This window comes from Pseudomonas sp. UW4, assembly GCF_000316175.1.
GTDB lineage: Bacteria > Pseudomonadota > Gammaproteobacteria > Pseudomonadales > Pseudomonadaceae > Aquipseudomonas > Aquipseudomonas laurylsulfatiphila.
This window is the reverse complement of record NC_019670.1, coordinates 3,914,565-3,930,829: the sequence shown is the minus strand read 5'-3', so window position 1 is coordinate 3,930,829 and position 16,265 is coordinate 3,914,565. Positions and strand designations below refer to the sequence as shown.

15 protein-coding genes are annotated in these 16,265 nt (G+C 57.2%); 4 read left to right on the top strand and 11 right to left on the bottom strand.

Annotated elements, in window-relative coordinates; genetic code table 11:
- Window positions 1-145: 145 nt before the first annotated feature.
- The 6 genes from PPUTUW4_RS17115 to PPUTUW4_RS17090 form a co-directional block, all read right to left on the bottom strand.
- Window positions 146-1,138: a LacI family DNA-binding transcriptional regulator gene (locus tag PPUTUW4_RS17115; protein ID WP_015095830.1), complete on the bottom strand. Its 993-nt coding sequence runs from the start codon at window positions 1,136-1,138 to the stop codon at window positions 146-148.
- Window positions 1,139-1,213: 75 nt separating this feature from the next.
- The gene (locus PPUTUW4_RS17110) at window positions 1,214-2,716 is read right to left on the bottom strand and encodes a glycoside hydrolase family 32 protein (RefSeq protein WP_015095829.1); all 1,503 of its coding nucleotides are present in this window, start codon (window positions 2,714-2,716) and stop codon (window positions 1,214-1,216) included.
- Window positions 2,713-3,858: a sn-glycerol-3-phosphate ABC transporter ATP-binding protein UgpC gene (gene ugpC, locus PPUTUW4_RS17105; RefSeq protein ID WP_015095828.1), complete on the bottom strand. Its 1,146-nt coding sequence runs from the start codon at window positions 3,856-3,858 to the stop codon at window positions 2,713-2,715. Before ugpC ends, PPUTUW4_RS17110 begins: the two co-directional genes overlap by 4 nt.
- 27 nt (window positions 3,859-3,885) lie before the next feature.
- Window positions 3,886-4,728 carry a carbohydrate ABC transporter permease gene (locus tag PPUTUW4_RS17100; protein WP_015095827.1) on the bottom strand — a complete coding sequence of 281 codons (843 nt, stop codon included), beginning with the start codon at window positions 4,726-4,728 and terminating at the stop codon, window positions 3,886-3,888.
- Window positions 4,725-5,687 carry a sugar ABC transporter permease gene (locus PPUTUW4_RS17095; RefSeq protein ID WP_015095826.1) on the bottom strand — a complete coding sequence of 321 codons (963 nt, stop codon included), beginning with the start codon at window positions 5,685-5,687 and terminating at the stop codon, window positions 4,725-4,727. Before PPUTUW4_RS17095 ends, PPUTUW4_RS17100 begins: the two co-directional genes overlap by 4 nt.
- A 21-nt stretch (window positions 5,688-5,708) precedes the next feature.
- On the bottom strand, window positions 5,709-6,983 hold the full coding sequence (locus PPUTUW4_RS17090) for an ABC transporter substrate-binding protein (RefSeq protein WP_015095825.1): 1,275 nt from the start codon (window positions 6,981-6,983) through the stop codon (window positions 5,709-5,711).
- Between the two features lie 167 nt (window positions 6,984-7,150).
- Here PPUTUW4_RS17090 and PPUTUW4_RS17085 point away from each other — a divergent pair, with 167 nt between their 5' ends.
- Window positions 7,151-8,716, top strand: coding sequence for a carbohydrate porin (locus PPUTUW4_RS17085; RefSeq protein ID WP_015095824.1), 1,566 nt, complete (start codon window positions 7,151-7,153; stop codon window positions 8,714-8,716).
- Between the two features lie 134 nt (window positions 8,717-8,850).
- Window positions 8,851-9,759 carry a carbohydrate kinase gene (locus PPUTUW4_RS17080; RefSeq protein ID WP_041474911.1) on the top strand — a complete coding sequence of 303 codons (909 nt, stop codon included), beginning with the start codon at window positions 8,851-8,853 and terminating at the stop codon, window positions 9,757-9,759.
- A 662-nt stretch (window positions 9,760-10,421) separates the two neighbouring features.
- On the opposite strand, the gene PPUTUW4_RS17075 is transcribed toward PPUTUW4_RS17080, so the two are convergent.
- From PPUTUW4_RS17075 to PPUTUW4_RS17060, 4 genes are all read right to left on the bottom strand, one after another.
- A complete protein-coding gene (locus tag PPUTUW4_RS17075; RefSeq protein WP_015095822.1) occupies window positions 10,422-11,615 on the bottom strand; it encodes an MFS transporter in 1,194 nt (397 codons plus the stop codon).
- Between the two features lie 192 nt (window positions 11,616-11,807).
- Window positions 11,808-12,371 (bottom strand): phosphoglycerate mutase, encoded by a 564-nt coding sequence (locus PPUTUW4_RS17070; RefSeq protein ID WP_041475064.1) that lies wholly within the window; start codon window positions 12,369-12,371, stop codon window positions 11,808-11,810.
- A 124-nt stretch (window positions 12,372-12,495) separates the two neighbouring features.
- The gene (locus PPUTUW4_RS17065) at window positions 12,496-13,563 is read right to left on the bottom strand and encodes an SDR family oxidoreductase (protein WP_015095820.1); all 1,068 of its coding nucleotides are present in this window, start codon (window positions 13,561-13,563) and stop codon (window positions 12,496-12,498) included.
- Between the two features lie 3 nt (window positions 13,564-13,566).
- Window positions 13,567-13,986 carry a nuclear transport factor 2 family protein gene (locus PPUTUW4_RS17060; protein ID WP_015095819.1) on the bottom strand — a complete coding sequence of 140 codons (420 nt, stop codon included), beginning with the start codon at window positions 13,984-13,986 and terminating at the stop codon, window positions 13,567-13,569.
- A 116-nt stretch (window positions 13,987-14,102) separates the two neighbouring features.
- Here PPUTUW4_RS17060 and PPUTUW4_RS17055 point away from each other — a divergent pair, with 116 nt between their 5' ends.
- Window positions 14,103-15,038, top strand: a complete 936-nt coding sequence (locus PPUTUW4_RS17055; protein WP_015095818.1) for a LysR family transcriptional regulator — start codon at window positions 14,103-14,105, stop codon at window positions 15,036-15,038.
- Window positions 15,039-15,293: 255 nt separating this feature from the next.
- Window positions 15,294-15,695 carry a MerR family transcriptional regulator gene (locus PPUTUW4_RS17050; protein ID WP_015095817.1) on the top strand — a complete coding sequence of 134 codons (402 nt, stop codon included), beginning with the start codon at window positions 15,294-15,296 and terminating at the stop codon, window positions 15,693-15,695.
- Here PPUTUW4_RS17050 and PPUTUW4_RS17045 read toward each other — a convergent pair.
- On the bottom strand, window positions 15,673-16,113 hold the full coding sequence (locus PPUTUW4_RS17045) for an NAD(P)H-binding protein (protein ID WP_015095816.1): 441 nt from the start codon (window positions 16,111-16,113) through the stop codon (window positions 15,673-15,675). The genes PPUTUW4_RS17050 and PPUTUW4_RS17045 overlap by 23 nt on opposite strands.
- Between the last annotated feature and the right edge of the window lie 152 nt (window positions 16,114-16,265).

Here is a 16,265-nt window from a genome sequence, read left to right as displayed (position 1 = left end):
GATCTGAGGGGCGGTGAGATTTGAAGAATGACGACTTCTGGCCGTTTTGTGCATGTCGTGACTGACCCTTGGGCTTAAGCGGTCGGTGACAGGCCAGTGGCAAATCGAAAGCAAGCGGGCGCACTATCACCGAATTAACTGAATTTTATAGCGATGCCCTAACCACTAATGGACAATCAACTGGCTGGGTTCCCGATACATCGAGGGTCTCGATCAGGTGCCGGGCAGCCTTGCGACCGATCTCGTAGTACGGCAGTTGCACCGTGGTCAGCGGCGGGATGAACAGCTCAGCAATACCGATCATGTTGTCGTAGCCGAGCACGGCGACATCGTCGGGAATTTTCAGGCCACGGCCCAACAATAGCTGATAGGCACAAAAGGCAATGCGGTCGTTGCCACAGATCAGAATGTCGAATTGGGGACGACCCTCAATGATGTGCCGGTCGAGGATGGCTGCGGTTTCACCATAGGCGTCATGATCGGAAAGGTCGTATTGCAGGTGTGCGTCAGGCAACAGCCCGAATGCCTGACAGGCACGGTGCAGGCCTTTTTGTCGCAGGTTCCAGGCCAGACTCTGTTTTGGCAGATTGATACACAGAGGGCGCCGATAGCCCTGGCTCAACGCGTGATGTACGGCTCGATACTGCCCCGCTTCGTCGTCTGGCACATAACTCACCAGGCGACTGTCATCGGCCAGGCAATTGGCGAGTACCAGGGGTTTGCTCTTCAATCGTTCGGGAATGCATACCTGGCGAAACCCCATGGCGCTGAAGATCAACCCGTCGGGGCGGTGCGACAACATCAGGTCGATGTTCTGGTCGGTGGGCGGATTGCTCAACAGGTTAAGGATGAACACATTCCAGCCGGCTTGCTGCGCGGTCTGTTCGATGGACAGCAGCAATTCGACGGCGAACGGTGTGGTCGCGGTGTCCAGCGCGAATACACCGATGGTTCGCGACTGGAGGTTGTCGCCGCGCATCTTGCGCGCCGACAGGCTCGGTACGAACTGCAGTTCATCAATGGCGCGACGCACCCGCAGAAGGGTTTCGGGGCTCAGTTTTTCCGGATTATTGAGCGCTCGAGAAACCGTCATCAGGGACACGCCGGCCAGCTGTGCAACGTCTTTCACTGAAGTCATGCGAGGCGAGCCCGGTCAGGTTGACGCAGAATCATGACACAGGGCCCGGGCTTCTCGCGACTCGAATGACGCTGCTCATAGCCATCCAGAGCCGAGAGCCCATGCCTTGGGAATCGAGACACGCCCGCCACTCCCGCTGGCAAACAGCTTCACGCCCAGACTGTCGGGCCGCGGATAGAGGCGACTGCTGAGGCTGAAGCGCCCGTTTTCGTCGAACACCTCGATGGACGAGCGATCGAGGAACACACGCAGTGCCAGTCGCTCTTGTGTCGGGTCTATCGACACGCTGCGCTGGCCTGTGACTTGCGCACCAGAGTGGCTGCGGTCAAGCACCAGACGCCGCAACGCCGCATCGTAGTAGAGCAGGGTTTGTTCATGGCCGTCGTCGCTGCAGCGCAACGCGATTCCCAGGTGGCCATCGGTGCAACCGAGTAAATCCAGGTGCACATGGATTTCGAGCATGTCGCCATTCACTTGCGGCACGCACCGGGTTCCCGACTCCTCCCACCATGGAGTACCAGGCAATAGAGTCATGCGCAGAGCGGTGAGCTCCCGTGCCGGATACACGCAAAGGCGATCTGCGCACAGTTCAAGTTCGCGCGGCAAACCGAGCATGCCACACCAATGATGGGCCTGGCTCGGCATCGGGCTTTCCCACATGTCAAGCCATGCCCACACAAGGCGCCGACCATCGGCGGCCAATAGCGTTTGCGCGGCATAGAAATCATGGCCGTTATCCAACTCGATAAAAGGCCCGCCGGTGAAGTGCCATTCGCTGTCGAGTCGGCCCACTCGATAACCGGTCTGGTATTTGTTGAGCCGATCGTAACCCAGGGGTTGCATACCCTGGGGGGAGTAGAGCAGCACATCGCGTCCGTTGAGTCGGAACAGGTCCGGGCACTCCCACATATAGCCATCGCCCTCACTGCCGCTGGACACATAATCGAGGAACTCCCAGGCGTGCAGATCCGTGGAACGGTACAGCGGGAGCAACGGCACATCGCCCAGACGTGCGCCGGCAATCAGGTACCAGCAGTCATCCTCCTGCCATACCTTGGGGTCACGAAAGTGCATGATCGTGCCTTGCGGCGCGGTGTCGATGACGGCGCCATGCTTGACGAACCGAATACCGTCGGTGCTGGTGGCCAGGCACTGGACTTGACGGATCGAGCGTTCGTCACCCACTTCCCCCAGCCAGGTGTGTCCGGTGTAGATCAGTGCCAAGGTATCTCCACACACCACTGCGCTACCGGAAAAACATCCGTCACGGTCGAAGTCATCGCCCGGTGCCAGCGCAATGGGCAGGTGCTGCCAATGGACCAGATCAGCACTCTTGGCGTGGCCCCAATACATCGGGCCCCATTTCGCGTCGAAGGGGTAATGCTGATAGAAAACGTGATATTCGCCACGAAAGTACACTACCCCGTTAGGGTCGTTCATCCAGCCCGCCGGGGGGGCAAGATGATAACCGGGTCGATAATCGTGGATGACGCGAGTCAGGCCATCACTCAGCGCATGCTGCGCAAGGTCAAGGGCGGAAGACATTGGGTCGTTCATAGGATTCAAATACACAGTCATAGGACGCTTGCTCGTGCCGAACGCAGAGAGACGCCATCCGGCAGGGTTTCAATAGCTTGTGGGTGGCGACTCAAGGCAGTGCCATCGGCGTTGAACAGATGCAGATTGTCGAACTCCAGTTGCAGCTCGACCCGATCGCCCGCCTGCCATCCGGCGTTGACCTCGCAACGACAGATCAGTGGCTCGTCCTGACCTGTATCGAGGTGCACATAGGTTTCACTGCCCAGATACTCGACCCCGGTCACGACGACGCCGGCGGTTCCATCCGCCGCCTTAAGCGACACGTGTTCCGGGCGAATTCCCAGGCTCATCTGAGCGTCCGCCGCCAGGTTCGAGCTGTCGAAGGGCAGCGAGCTCATCCCCAATACGGGGGTATGAATCAGGCTGGTTTTACCTGGCGCATGCAGGCGCGCCTCCAGAAAATTCATTCTGGGCGAACCGAGAAAACCGGCGACAAAGCGACTGGCCGGGCGCTCGTAGAGTTCACGTGGTGAGCCGACCTGTTCTACGCGACCACCATTGAGCACGACAATTTTGTCGGCCAGGGTCATCGCTTCAACCTGATCGTGGGTGACATAGATCATGGTCGAGCTCAGCCGATCATGCAGTCGGGCGATTTCGTTGCGCATCTGCACCCGCAACGAGGCATCCAGGTTGGAAAGCGGCTCATCGAACAACAGAATGTCCGGTTCCCGCGCCATGGCTCTGCCCATGGCCACACGTTGACGCTGCCCACCAGACAGTTCCTTTGGCTTGCGTTGCAGCAGTTTGTCCAATTGCAGGATCTGCGCGGTTTTCAGCACGCGCTCGCGCAGGCTGGTTTTTTCCGTCTTGGCCAGTTTGAGGCCAAAACTGATGTTGTCGTAGACGCTCATGTGCGGGTACAGCGCATAAGACTGAAACACCATGCCGACGCCACGCTCGCGCGGCTCCAGGTCGTTGACCCGACGCCCGTCGATCAGCAGGTCGCCGCCGCAGATCGAATCCAGTCCGGCGATCAGTCGTAGCAGGGTCGACTTGCCGCAGCCCGAAGGGCCGACGAACACCACGAATTCACCCGCCGCGATTTCCAGGCTGACGTCGCGAAGAATCCGCGCGCCGCCCAATTGTTTGTTCACGTTGTCCAGTTTCAATTTGATCACGATGCTGTTCCTTGTCTTTGTTGGGCATCAACCCTTTAACGCGCCGGCAGTGAGACCGGAAACGATTCGGCGCTGGAAGATCAGCACCAGAATCACCAGTGGGACGGTGACCAGCACCGATGCGGCCATCAACAACCCCCAAGGCAACTCATGAGGGCTGCCGCCGGAAATCAAGGCGATGGCGACCGGTACCGTGCGTTGCGTGTCGGTGAGGGTGAAGGTCAGGGCAAACAGGAACTCGTTCCAGGCTGCGATGAAAGCCAATAAGCCAGTGGTGACCAGTGCGGGCCAGAGCAGTGGCAACAGCACTCGGGTCAGCGTGACCCAGGGTGAAGCGCCATCCATGATTGCCGCTTCTTCCAGTTCATGGGGCAGTTGCCCCATGAACGTGGTCAGCACCCAGACGGTGAAGGGCAGGGTGAAAATCGTGTAGCTCAGAATCAATGCCCAGGAGGTGTTGTACAGACCCAGGGCGCGGATCACTTCGAACAACCCCGACAGCACCGCGACCTGGGGAAACATCGACACGCCAAGGACCATCATCAAGACCGTGCCTCGCCCACGAAACTTCACCCGGCCCAAGGCATAGGCGGCGGTCAGGCTGAGGAACAGCGCCAGCGTCACCACGCACAGCGCTACCACCAGCGAGTTACCGATAGCTCGCAGGAATGAGGCTTGATGGAGTACCGCCGCGTAATTGGAGAAATCGGGGTTATCGATCCAGTAGCTCACCTCGAACAAGGCGCTGGACGGTTTCAGCGAAGTCACGATGGCATAGTAGAAAGGGAAGACCGCATACAGCAGCAACACCCCGATCAGGCACCAGAACCCGAGGCGCAACAACGTTTTTTTCAGTAGGCGCGGGCTCATGACCGGACCTCCAATTGACGGCGTCCGAGGTAGAGATAAAGCATGGCGATGACCGCAACCACCAGAAACAGCAGCGTCGAGGCCGCGCTGCCGTAACCGACGTCCTGGAACTCCACCAGGTGCTGGCGGGCATACACCGACATGCTCATGGTGCTCGACGAGTTCGAGGTCAGCACATAGATCACGTCGAATACCCGTAGCGAATCGAGGATGCGGAAGATCGCCGCCACCAACAAGGCGGGCATCAGCAGGGGAAGCGTGACACGCCAGAACACCCTCAGCGGATGAATGCCATCGACCCTGGCGGCTTCGTAGCAATCACTCGGCAACATCTGCAAGGCCGCTAGCATCAGCAGCGTGACAAACGGGACGGTCTTCCAGACATCGACGATGATCACCGCCCACATCGACAGGTCTGCATCGGCCGTCCAGGCCAGGGGAGCGTCAATCAGGCCGAGGCTCAGCATCAGGTGATTGATGATGCCGAACTGGTCGTTAAGCATCCATGACCAGATCTTCGCCGAGACAATGGTGGGAATCGCCCAGGGAATCAGAATCAACGCGCGCACCAGAGAGCGGCCGGTGAACTTGATGTTCAGCAGCAACGCCACCAGCAGACCCAATACGACTTCCAGGCCCACTGACACCACGGTGAAATGCAAGGTGTTGCGCACCGCGTTCCACCATTGCGGATCGACCAGGATGCCCGACCAGCTGGAGCCGTTGTGGAACAGATAATTGCTCAGGCCAACGAAGGAACCGCCACCGGTGTCCGCCAGGTTGGCGTCGGTCAGGCTGAACCAGAATGTGCGCAGTAGCGGCCACGCTGCCACCAGGGCCAGGCACAGCAACATCGGCGTCAGAAACAGCCAGGCGGCGCGTACCCGGCGACGTTGTACGGGCGTTTCCCGGGCGAGCAGGAACTCGTCACAGGGATCATGGGTAGTAGAAACAGACATGGTGATTTCCTTCCTTGTGGCTTACCAGTTCCGGCGTTTGATGCGCGTGAGTTCGCTTTCCAGTTCGGCCAGCGCCTGATCGACAGGCAACTCGCCCGCCAGCACGCCATGCACTCGATCGAAGAACGCATTGGAGACCCTTGGATAGCGATCGGCAGTGATTGAGGCAGGGCGCATGACCCCATCGTTGAGAATGCTGTGCAACTGAGCGTAATAAGGCATTGCCGCGAGCAATTCGGGATCTTGATACAGCGACTCGATAACCGGGTTATAGGCGCCTATCAGGGCACGACGTTTTTGCTCTTGGGCACGGGTCAGGTAGCTCACCAGCTCGGCGGCAAGTTTTGGATGGGCACTGTAGCGCGATACCGCCAGGCCCCAGCCACCGAGGGTGGAGGCATGGCTGCCGGTCTCGCCGCCGCGGGGCAGGGGAGCGACCCCGACCTTGTCTTTTACGGCACTGTCCTGGCTTTGCACCAACGCCCAGACATAAGGCCAGTTACGCATGAACAGCGCATTTCCCGACTGGAATACGCCACGACCTTCTTCCTCGGTGTAGTTGAGTACGCCACGCGGGGAGATGTCTCCCACCCAGCTTTTCGCCAGGGTCAAAGCCGTTCTTGAAGCCTGGTTGTTGACCACGATGTCACCTCGTGGATTGACCAGTCCGCCTTCCGGTTGGCTGCTGATCCACTCCAGTGCATTACACGTCAGGCCCTCGTAGGCGCGCCCTTGAAAGATGTAACCCCACGCATTGGGATTCCCGGCAGTGCGCTCGGCCTGTTGAATATTCCTGGCGGTAGCGGTCATTTCCTCCCAGGTCTGGGGAACCTGCTGGTTGTACTTCTCGAGCAAGTCCTTGCGGTAATACAGCAGGCCCGAGTCGGTGAACCACGGCATCGTCACCAGCCGTCCGTTCACCGTGGCGTTATCCACCTGTGCCTGGAAATAGCCTTGGGTCGGGTTGGCAGGAAGCACCTCGCGCAGATCCATCAAGTGTTTGGCCAGCATCCCTGGCCACACCATATCGATTTGAATGATGTCGATGTCGCTGGATTGCGCACTGAGGATCTGTTGATAGAACGACAACCTCTCGGTCGCCGAGTTAGGCGTGGAAACCACCTCGACGTTGTTGCCAGTCTGTTTCGACCACGCCTCGACAGCCTCCTTGCAGAGCTGTAACTCCGCACCCACCGCGCCACACGAGATCGTTAAATCGGCAGCGCTCGAGAGGCATGGAAATCCGGCACAGAGGGTGAGTAGTGCGGCTGGAAGGAGAGTTTTTAGCTGTTTCATAAAGCCCTCTTTATTTTTGTTTTTAGAAAAGTTAACGTTAACATCGCCAAATGTAGCAGCGTATTTGCGATGAGGCATCCTTTTTTTCGTCAATTTTGACAATTCACAATTGACGAAAAAAGGCCGCTCACGGGAACAGAAAAATAAAAACAAAACAGGAAATTCACATGCAGAAAGCATCAAGCTGGCTACTCGCAGGCGTGCTCGGCACCTCGGCGGTAACCTCTCAGGCCGCGACTCTGGAAGAACGCATGGCCGCGTTTGAAGCCCGTGCCAGCGCCGCGGAAAAGCGTGCAGCCGCAGCCGAGCAGCAAACCCAGGCACTCGCCAGGGAATTGCAGCAGATCAAACTCGCCACTGCTCCCTTGCAGCCCGCCGCGTCTACTGCGGCAGTAATTTCAGCGCCCGCTTTGGATACCCGACTGGCAAAACTCGAGGCCCGTCAGCAAAGCCTGGAGAAAGAGGCCAGTACCGGACACCTCACTGATGGGTTCAGCTTCAACGGCTACGCCCGCTCCGGATTGCTGATCAACGATCGGCTGGGTGGTGGTCGTGGCGGCCCTTATGAAACTCCTGCCGGTTCAGTCGGTGGTGCAGTCGGGCGACTCGGTAACGAGGACGACACCTACATGCGTATAGACCTGTCGAAAGAAATCTATGCGCAAAACGGCACCCGTTCCAAATTCACGGTCTCCATCGCCGATGGTGTGGAAAGCTCCAATGACTGGACGGCCGACGAAAGCAAACTGAACGTGCGCCAGGTATTCACAGCGCTTGACCACGTCGCTGCGTTCAAGGGCAATTCAGTGTTCGAGAACGCCACCCTGTGGGCAGGCAAGCGATTCGATAGAGATAATTTCGATATCCACTGGTTGGACTCGGACGTTGTCTATCTGGCCGGCACCGGGGGTGGAATCTACGATATGCAGATGAACAAGAATTGGCGTTCGAACTACTCTTTGATCGGGCGTAACTACGGGGATTTCAGTCAAGGCGATCTTAGTGCCGATGTGGAAAGCTACATCCTGACCTCCAACCAGTTCTTCGAGGATGGTCAGTGGCAGTGGATGTTCAATGCCATCGGCGCAAAGAAAAACGATTTCGCTACCCGCACCAATGCAGCGGGTTTGACGCCTGCGGATTCCGGCTTGCACAGCATGCTGGCCAATCACCAGAAAAACTTTTTCGGCAGGGAAGGCTTCTTCAAAACGGCGCTGCTCTATGGGCAAGGTCTGGGAGCTGAGGTCAAGAACGTCGGCTCGGATGGTGAACTGATTGATGATGCTCGCGCTCTGCGTCTGGCACTTTACGGTGAGACACCCCTTGCGTCTGACTGGCGTATCGGCCCCAGCTTGCTGGCCGAACAAAGCAAGGATAGATACGTCAAGGGTGACGACTACCGCTGGCTGACCCTGAACGTGCGATTGGCTAACAAAATCAACAGCAATTTCGAGATGGCCTACGAAATAAGCTGGCAAACCATGAACCTCGACCCGAAGGACTATCTACAACGTAATGCGGTCGACGGTAACTTTTGGAAATTCACTGTCGCCCCGACATTCAAACCCGAGGTTGGAGATCTTCTTACACGTCCCGAATTGCGAGTGTTCGCAAGCTTCATGAACTGGTCTTCGGATCTGGACAGATTCAGTACCACAGACTCCTTTGGCATGACGGACTTCAAAGCCGGAGGTGTATGGCAATACGGGATACAAATGGAAACCTGGTTTTAATGTTTGAACGCGTCGGCCAACACGCCTTCAGCTCATCGATCCCTGCTTTTCACCAAGCGTATTGAGTAGTTGATTACTGGTCAAAGCTGATCAACCAGCAGTTATCCCTACGACAAAAAATTGAGGAAATGACGATGGTGTTGCCTCGCGCAGTAGTATTTGGCGAAGCCCTGACCGACCTTGTCCAAGGCACTCCTGGACAGTGGAAGGGCTACCCGGGCGGTGCTCCCTGGAACGTTGCACGAGCGCTAAGTCGCTTGGGTGTCAGCAGCGCTTTTGCTGGGTCTGTGAGCATGGATTCACTGGGTGACGAGATAGTTTCGCAGTCGGAAGCGGCAGCATTGGATATGAGGTTTATCCAACGGGTAGATCGAGATCCTTTGGTCGCCATCGTTCCATCGAGTCGTCCCCCAAGATACTTTTTTGCTGGAGAGGCCGATCTGTTTTTTGATCCGGATCTGATGCCCGAAGGATGGATCAACCAAGCAGAGCTGTGTCATTTCAGCTGCATCAGTTTGGCTCGACAGCCACTTGCAGACAAGCTTGTTAAAATTGCTCAGCAGGCCAAAAAAGCCGGTAAACGGATTAGCTATGATCCGAACTGGCGCAATTTAATGGATAGCCATTATCGGGAGCAGACCTTCCCTACGATGACCACCCTTGCTGACATGATTAAGCTTTCCGATGAAGATCTTCGGCAAATTTATCCAGGGCTGACAGAACACCAGGCAATGGATGAGCTTCGCGCTCTTAATCCCCAGGCGCAGATCCTTTTTACCCGAGGAGAACACGGGATGATTCTCCACACCCCGGACAGCCAACTCGATCAGCCGGCTATTGCCGTGAAGGTGCAAGACACGGTTGGAGCAGGAGACGCTTGTATGGCTGGTTGGCTGGCTGCGCAGTTGCTGGGGATCGTGGACTTGAGAGAGCGCCTGCAATTTTCAGCGGCTTGCGCATCCATATCTTGCTGCCATGCCGGAGCCCATGCACCAGCGCTAGCTGATGTGGAAGGTTTGCTGCAGCTGCTAAAACATACTTGACCATGGTTGCCGACGCCGAGGAGTTGTCTAAGTAAAAAAGACGCGGCACCGACCTTGGCCACAAGCGTTGCTGAGCTCGCAAGCTCTCCAAAAAAACCAGGCAAGTTCAGGTAGCGATCAAGTCGGGGTTCTGGGGCTCAATGATTACGCACGAGCGAAAGTTGCTTGGTATGGGCGTTGAGATCATTGCGGAGGTTGGCGAGCATACACTCTATTGCAAGATTGCTGTTGAGCTCGAAACAGGGGGGGCATGCGCCTGATCACACCCTCGTCACATCCATCCAGCATAATGCAGTCAGCCAAAGGGATTTGGCCCATCTACAGAGAGCCCGGCCTGGTGCCGTAATGCTGTTCAGTTAAGGATTCTGTAGGAGCGAGCTTGCTCCGGGCGGCGTTCCGACGATGGACTCAAGAGCGCCGCGTTTAGTCAGTAAACACGCGGCATCGTTAACGACCATCGAGAGCAAGCTCGCTCCTACAGTGGATCATTCTCGCTTAACTGAACAGCATTACGGCCTGGTGCCGGGCTTTTTCATTCCACACCCTCACACAAAGGAGGTGTCAGCAAGTTGAAAAAGGTGCACTCGCCATCGCCACTGCGCAAAACCGGTTATCCAGCGTGAATCGAATCATGGTCTGGAGGCTAAGCCAGTCCCGCGGAACTAGCTTGTGCGTTCTTGGATTGAAAGCCAGGCGCGATGCTCGCTCAACATCAACGTTGCTATAGCCGCCAGCACAGGTACAAAGGCAAGCGCACAGATAACGGTCCAACCGTATCGATTCAAAATACCTCCCGATGCAAACGAGCCGAGCACCACGGCGCCAAAGACAATGAAATCATTGAGCGCCTGGACACTGTTTCTTTCGCTTGTTTTATGGCTCTGAAGGACGAGTGCAGAGGCGCCGACAAAACCGAAATTCCAACCAATCCCTAGAAGCACCAAACATAGATAAAAGTGGTAGGACTGCACACCGGCAAGCCCGACAGCAATAGACACGCCGGTTAACATCAGACCCACCAACACAACGCGGTTTGCTCCAAAACGGCGGATCAGATTTCCAGTGAAAAAACTGGGTGCGTACATTGCAATGACGTGCCACTGCAATGCCAGGTTGGATGATTCCAGTGAAAGATCCGCATGCTTCATTGCTAGTGGGGCCGAAGTCATCAGGAAATTCATCAAGGTGTAAGTTATGACGCCACAGAGCATGGCGTTGATGAGTCGAGGCTGCCGAACAATCACCGCAAGTGGGCGACCTGGAGTACGAACAGCTGCCTCATGGCGTGGCAAATCGATACCTAGCAGCACCGCCGCCGAAACCACTGCCATTAAAGCGGCTGCAACGTAAGTAGCGATAAACAGGTGGGACTCCCACAGGTCCATCGTATAGGTGACCGTCTGTGGACCAAGCACACCCGCCACTAGCCCGGCAGCCATGACGATTGAAAGCGCCCAGGGCTGCCTGTTTTCTGGAACGCATTCTGCGGCGGCGAAACGAAACGTCAGCACCACAGCGGCATAAGCGCCACCAAATAGCATCGCAGCACAGAAAATGAAGAAGGAAGACAAATAAATGCCAATCGTAGCCAGCACTCCCATCAGGATGCCGCACAAAGCTCCCAGCAGAAACACGAGACTGCGCCCATAGCGCTGCGCAATGGCACCGGCAGGTAGCGTGCAGCTCGCCATGCCCACGACAAAAATGGAGATAGGCAGCGTCGCCAACGCTTTATCCGGTGCAAGCATGTCTCCCACGATAGCGCCGGTTGCATAGACGATGACTGAGTTACCACCCGCCAATGCCTGGGCGGTTGCCAGTCGAAAAATCTTGCTGTTCCCAGATGCGGCTGACACGACTTCTCTCCCTTGAATGATTCGTCCCTGATGCACGTGCAGCGTGCCTATTATCAATGAATACTAACGACCGCGCTTCTTCTTACGATATCCAGGCGCCGGTACCGGCGCACGCCATCGACAAGGGCCTCTCGACAGCGGGTCTGCCAGCCCCCGTCATGATGGCCAGGTTCGCCGACCATCTGCCGCCTCTTACACACTGCCGTACTGATAAACGGTCGCACTCCAAAACTGTCTGCCGTTACCTTTTTGGCGAGCCCATCCGTCGGCTACCAGTTGATTGGCGATCATTTGATTCATAAAGCCATGACCGAGCAGCAGAACCGGTCCATCGCTGGCAAGGGACTGCAATCGTTTGGCTGCCGTGCTGGCGCGGATCCTCGCGGTGTCGGCGGATTCAACGTTGCGTGAGTAACCGCACAGCCATAAGACTCGAAAGATAAATGCCCAGGTAAACGGCGATAGCCGTGGCAGTTTCCAATGCCCACAAGGTAGTTGTGCTTCGCAGAAAAGTGCGTCTACCAGTGCAGGCTTCAGGCCGAGCGCCTGGACGGAGGTCAGCGCACGAGGCGCGCTGCTTGAAACAATCACCGTGGCGGTTGCGGCGAGTTGCATGCTGGCATGCGGGACCGGGTGGTGGGTAATTTCGGATCGGTCGTATTGCTCGATCCAGTCTTTCATCTCGAGCGCCGAGATCTTGTCGGTTGCAGCCAGTTTTGGCTGGCCGTGGCGCATCAGGATGATTTCCCTGTTCATCATTTTACGTCCTTGTTCTGGGGTGTGGTAATTGACCAGGAAGTGCAGTTTCGGGAGCTCAAGGTACGCCTCGCGTACCCGCATAAAACCGCACAATGAGGCTCGAGATTATCGGCTTTGAAAGTCAGTTGTCGACCATGACCGATGAGCTTTTTTTCTTCGAGGCGCGCGCACTGTGCTTTTCAAACCAGCCGTGATCGCGGTACCACGCCACGGTGTCAGTGATTGTCAGCTCTAGCGCCCGGAAACTCAGGCCAAGCTCCTGTTCACTCTTGCGGTGGTTGAAACAGGTGCGGTCCTTCTCTCGTACCAACAGGCGCAACGTGGCCATGCTCAGCAGAATGGGCTTACCGGTCAGGCGTGCATAGATCTCCTGCACAGTCGCCAAGGTATACAGAAAGGGCAGTGGTAGTTGTCGAACGGGCGTCTTGACGCCAGCGATACGTCCTAGAACAGGGACCAGCTGACGCATCGTCATATGCCGGCCCGCCGCGAGATAGCGCTCACCTCGTCGGCCCTGTTTGGCGGCAGCAATCAGCGCCCCTGCCACATCACGGGCATCGACAACGGAGAAGGTGCCAGGGATCAGCCCGGGCAACTTGCCGTTCACGACATCGTTGACCAATTGTCCGGAGGAGGTCGGGCCAATGTCGGCAGGACCCCACATCCAACCGGGCAGGACCATGCAGGCATGCATTTCGGGATGTGCTTCCAGGAACGACAAGATGACACGGTCGGCGAGGATCTTGCTGCGGTAATAGTCATCCGCGTCGGCGTCGGCCCGCAGACATGTCTCATCGATGGACATGCCAGGTGCGCCGTCGAGCACAGCAATGGAAGACGTATGGATGAACCGTCGTATACCGGCGCGGTAGGCCTGATTTAGCAGGCGCCGCGTACCAGACACATTGATCTTTTCGAGTTCCTTCCAGTGGCTGCCGCCCTTGTAGTTGTCGCGAAAGAACGCCGCGGTGTGAAACACCGTATCGCAACCTTGCAGCGATGCTGCGAATGCGTCGACATCGGCCATGTCACCCACGACCAGCTCCACCCCTGGCAGATTGTTGAACTGCTGTTCACCTTTGGCTCTTGAGCGGACCAGGCCTTTGACCGTGTAGCCACGAGCGACCAATTCACGCACCAGGTTGTTGCCCAGCAAGCCGGTTGCTCCAGTAACAAATGCACTGCGCATGGCTCAACCCTCACCCTGTTCGGCTAACGGCATCAACACCGCACTGTCGAAGAAGGCCTCTTCACGGATGGCCAGCCCGTTTCTGAAGGTGAAGTGTGCGGCGTAGTGCACGGTAATGTGGCGTCCATGAGGTGCAATCAACCGGCCTGGCAGCACCAAGGGTGCGGCGAAGGTGCCGGTCAGTAAGGCAGTCAGCGCCAAACGATCGTCAGCGACCATGAATGGGGTGAAGGTCACTTGGGCATCAGGGAACGCTTCGAACAGCGCAGTCTCTCGTTTGCGCATGGCTTCGCGACCGGTTTGAATCCCCATACCATCGAGGTAGATGAAATCTTCGCAAACCAACGCAAGCATCGCCTCCACATCACGGCGATTGAAGGCACTGGCGGCGCACTCCGCATAGTCGTTGGGGCCAGTAGTCATATAATCCATTCCATTCGTTTCGAGGGCCTGTAGATATACCTTTGAGGCCTCTGCCGAAAAACAGCGACTACTGCATAATGGATTTGCACATATGCAGACCAGGGAGGACAGGACGCATGGCGTTGCAAGCAAATTGGGACGATCTTCGTCTGCTGTTGGCAGTCTCGCGGCGTGGCAGCTTCCTTCAAGCTGGCCAGTTGCTGGGTATCGCGGCGTCTACCGTGTCCCGCCGGTTGACCCAACTTGAGGTCGCCCTGGGCGAGCCACTCGTCGAGCGGGGCGTTGAAGGATGCTGGTTGACCTCGCGGGGCCAATCCCTCGTGGAAGTTGCCCTGGCGGCGGAAGCGGGCTTGAGGCGTCAAACCGCTGTTGGCAAATCCGAGCTGCACACAGAGCTATCTGGCAGTGTCATGGTCAGTGCAGGAGAGGGTTTCTCGTCTTGTGTGCTGGAGGCCGCGAGTCGCTTCACTTCTCTGCACCCGCGTTGCTCGGTGGAGCTGATGGTCACAGCCGACTTTCACAAGATTGTCCGCGGCGTGGCAGACATTGCTGTACGCACAGCTCATCTAGGCGAACCGTCGCTGATTTATCGACCAATAGGCAGGCTCGCTTACGGTGTATTCGCCGATGCAGGTTATCTGAAACGGTTTCCGGGGGTGACCCCGGCCACTGCGGTTAATATTGCCTTGCTTCCTCCGCTGGACATGTTGCCGCAAATGCGTGCGGCAAAGGCCGCGGGTCTGGAACGTGCGCAGATCAGCGTGAACTCGTTCGCGGTTCAGCTCGAATCGGTGAGGCGAGGAATGGGTGTGGCAGTACTGCCCCGTATTCTGGCGAAGGACCTGATCGAGTTGTTCCCGGATCTCCAACTTCCAGATATGGAAGTCTATCTGGTGACCCGGCCTCAGGCATTGAAACAGGCTCACATTAAATGTTTTTTTGCCATCATGGAGCAGGTGCTGCTTGAAGCCCTTTCCATAGAAAATGTGGAAGGTTACCTCTTGGGGGGCGACCTGAAATGGTTGCATGGGGGCGCTAGCCAAAATAATTGAGATTGGTTCAGTCATGACATCAGCTAACGAAGTTACCAATGAAACCATGACCGGCAGAGATCGACCCTAAGCTACCGGTAAAAAACTGTAGAAACTGGCCAAGAGTGGCCGATCCATGAATGGAGTAAATCTGTACCCTCTCCCAAGCAAGACGGTGCCGCTGACGGAATCTGCATGAGCACCGGGTGCATCAGGACAACATCCGGCCACAGCCAGTAAACTACGGGCCGGAGTTGGATCAGGGAGGAGCGTTACATGTACATAGGTGAACTTGCCAGGTTGTCGGGGTGCACTCCCAAAGCCATTCGTTTGTATGAGCAACTGGGCCTGCTGACCCCGCAGCACCGTGGCAGTTATCGGTTATACACGGCCCATCACCTGACGCTGGTGCAGATGATCCGCACGGCCCAGGCGGTGGGGTTCAAACTGCGGGAGATGAGCGAGCTGCTGGCAGCCAAGCAACATCAGGCACCGTTTCCCCTTGCGCTGGCCAATCAGGGCATCGAGGTCAAGCGCCTGGAACTGCAAGCGCAGATCCTGGCCTTGCAGGACCGGGAGCGGCACCTGAGGCTGTTGCAACAACAGATCAACCAGCAATTCGCCCCCACGTCAGTGCCTGGCGCTGCGCCCGGTATCAGCGCGCCAACAGGTGCGTAAACGCCTGCTTGAGGGCGTTCTGCGGCGAGCGCGACTGGTAGCCCAGTTCATTGATGGCCTTGTCGATGCAGTAGACCTGGCGCACCCCATAAAACATCTGCACCTGGCTGAGCAGCAATTCGGCTGGCTGACCGGTGTACCGTGCCCGCTGTTCCTGCAGCCTGGCGATCAGCAACAGCAAGGCTTTTGGTGCTCGGCGCGGCAGACGATAGCCGGGGCATAGCGTGTTGAGCGCCTGCAGTGAGTCAGGGTCCTGCAGTTCGGCGCATACCACCTGGCAGTCGAGCCCGTTCAGGGCTGCGCTTCGGTCCGGGTCACGGACCCCGGCGCGCACCTGTTGCCCCCGGGCGAGCAGTGCCCGGACCAGGGTGTTGCCCAGGTGCCCATTGGCACCGGTGACCAGCGATAGCGTATTCATGGATTGCCTTATCCGCTGACGGCGGAACCTGAAATAGACAAGGCAGGGTACGGGTTGCCCCAAGGGACAGAGTCAAGCGCTGGCGTCAGCCAATCGAAGGTGACAGCACAGGGTCTACACCGGTTCGGGGGGACACCACCTTTGAACAATAG

Bases quoted from the DNA above. Each gene is read 5' to 3' on its own strand.
- PPUTUW4_RS17095 (WP_015095826.1), bottom strand. From the start codon at position 5,687: ATGTCTGTTTCTACTACCCATGATCCCTGTGACGAGTTCCTGCTCGCC.
- PPUTUW4_RS17090 (WP_015095825.1), bottom strand. From the start codon at position 6,983: ATGAAACAGCTAAAAACTCTCCTTCCAGCCGCACTACTCACCCTCTGT.
- PPUTUW4_RS17080 (WP_041474911.1), top strand. From the start codon at position 8,851: ATGGTGTTGCCTCGCGCAGTAGTATTTGGCGAAGCCCTGACCGACCTT.
- PPUTUW4_RS17055 (WP_015095818.1), top strand. From the start codon at position 14,103: ATGGCGTTGCAAGCAAATTGGGACGATCTTCGTCTGCTGTTGGCAGTC.
- PPUTUW4_RS17060 (WP_015095819.1), bottom strand. From the start codon at position 13,986: ATGACTACTGGCCCCAACGACTATGCGGAGTGCGCCGCCAGTGCCTTC.
- PPUTUW4_RS17100 (WP_015095827.1), bottom strand. From the start codon at position 4,728: ATGAGCCCGCGCCTACTGAAAAAAACGTTGTTGCGCCTCGGGTTCTGG.
- PPUTUW4_RS17110 (WP_015095829.1), bottom strand. From the start codon at position 2,716: ATGACTGTGTATTTGAATCCTATGAACGACCCAATGTCTTCCGCCCTT.
- PPUTUW4_RS17070 (WP_041475064.1), bottom strand. From the start codon at position 12,371: ATGAACAGGGAAATCATCCTGATGCGCCACGGCCAGCCAAAACTGGCT.
- PPUTUW4_RS17050 (WP_015095817.1), top strand. From the start codon at position 15,294: ATGTACATAGGTGAACTTGCCAGGTTGTCGGGGTGCACTCCCAAAGCC.
- PPUTUW4_RS17045 (WP_015095816.1), bottom strand. From the start codon at position 16,113: ATGAATACGCTATCGCTGGTCACCGGTGCCAATGGGCACCTGGGCAAC.
- PPUTUW4_RS17115 (WP_015095830.1), bottom strand. From the start codon at position 1,138: ATGACTTCAGTGAAAGACGTTGCACAGCTGGCCGGCGTGTCCCTGATG.
- PPUTUW4_RS17085 (WP_015095824.1), top strand. From the start codon at position 7,151: ATGCAGAAAGCATCAAGCTGGCTACTCGCAGGCGTGCTCGGCACCTCG.
- PPUTUW4_RS17065 (WP_015095820.1), bottom strand. From the start codon at position 13,563: ATGCGCAGTGCATTTGTTACTGGAGCAACCGGCTTGCTGGGCAACAAC.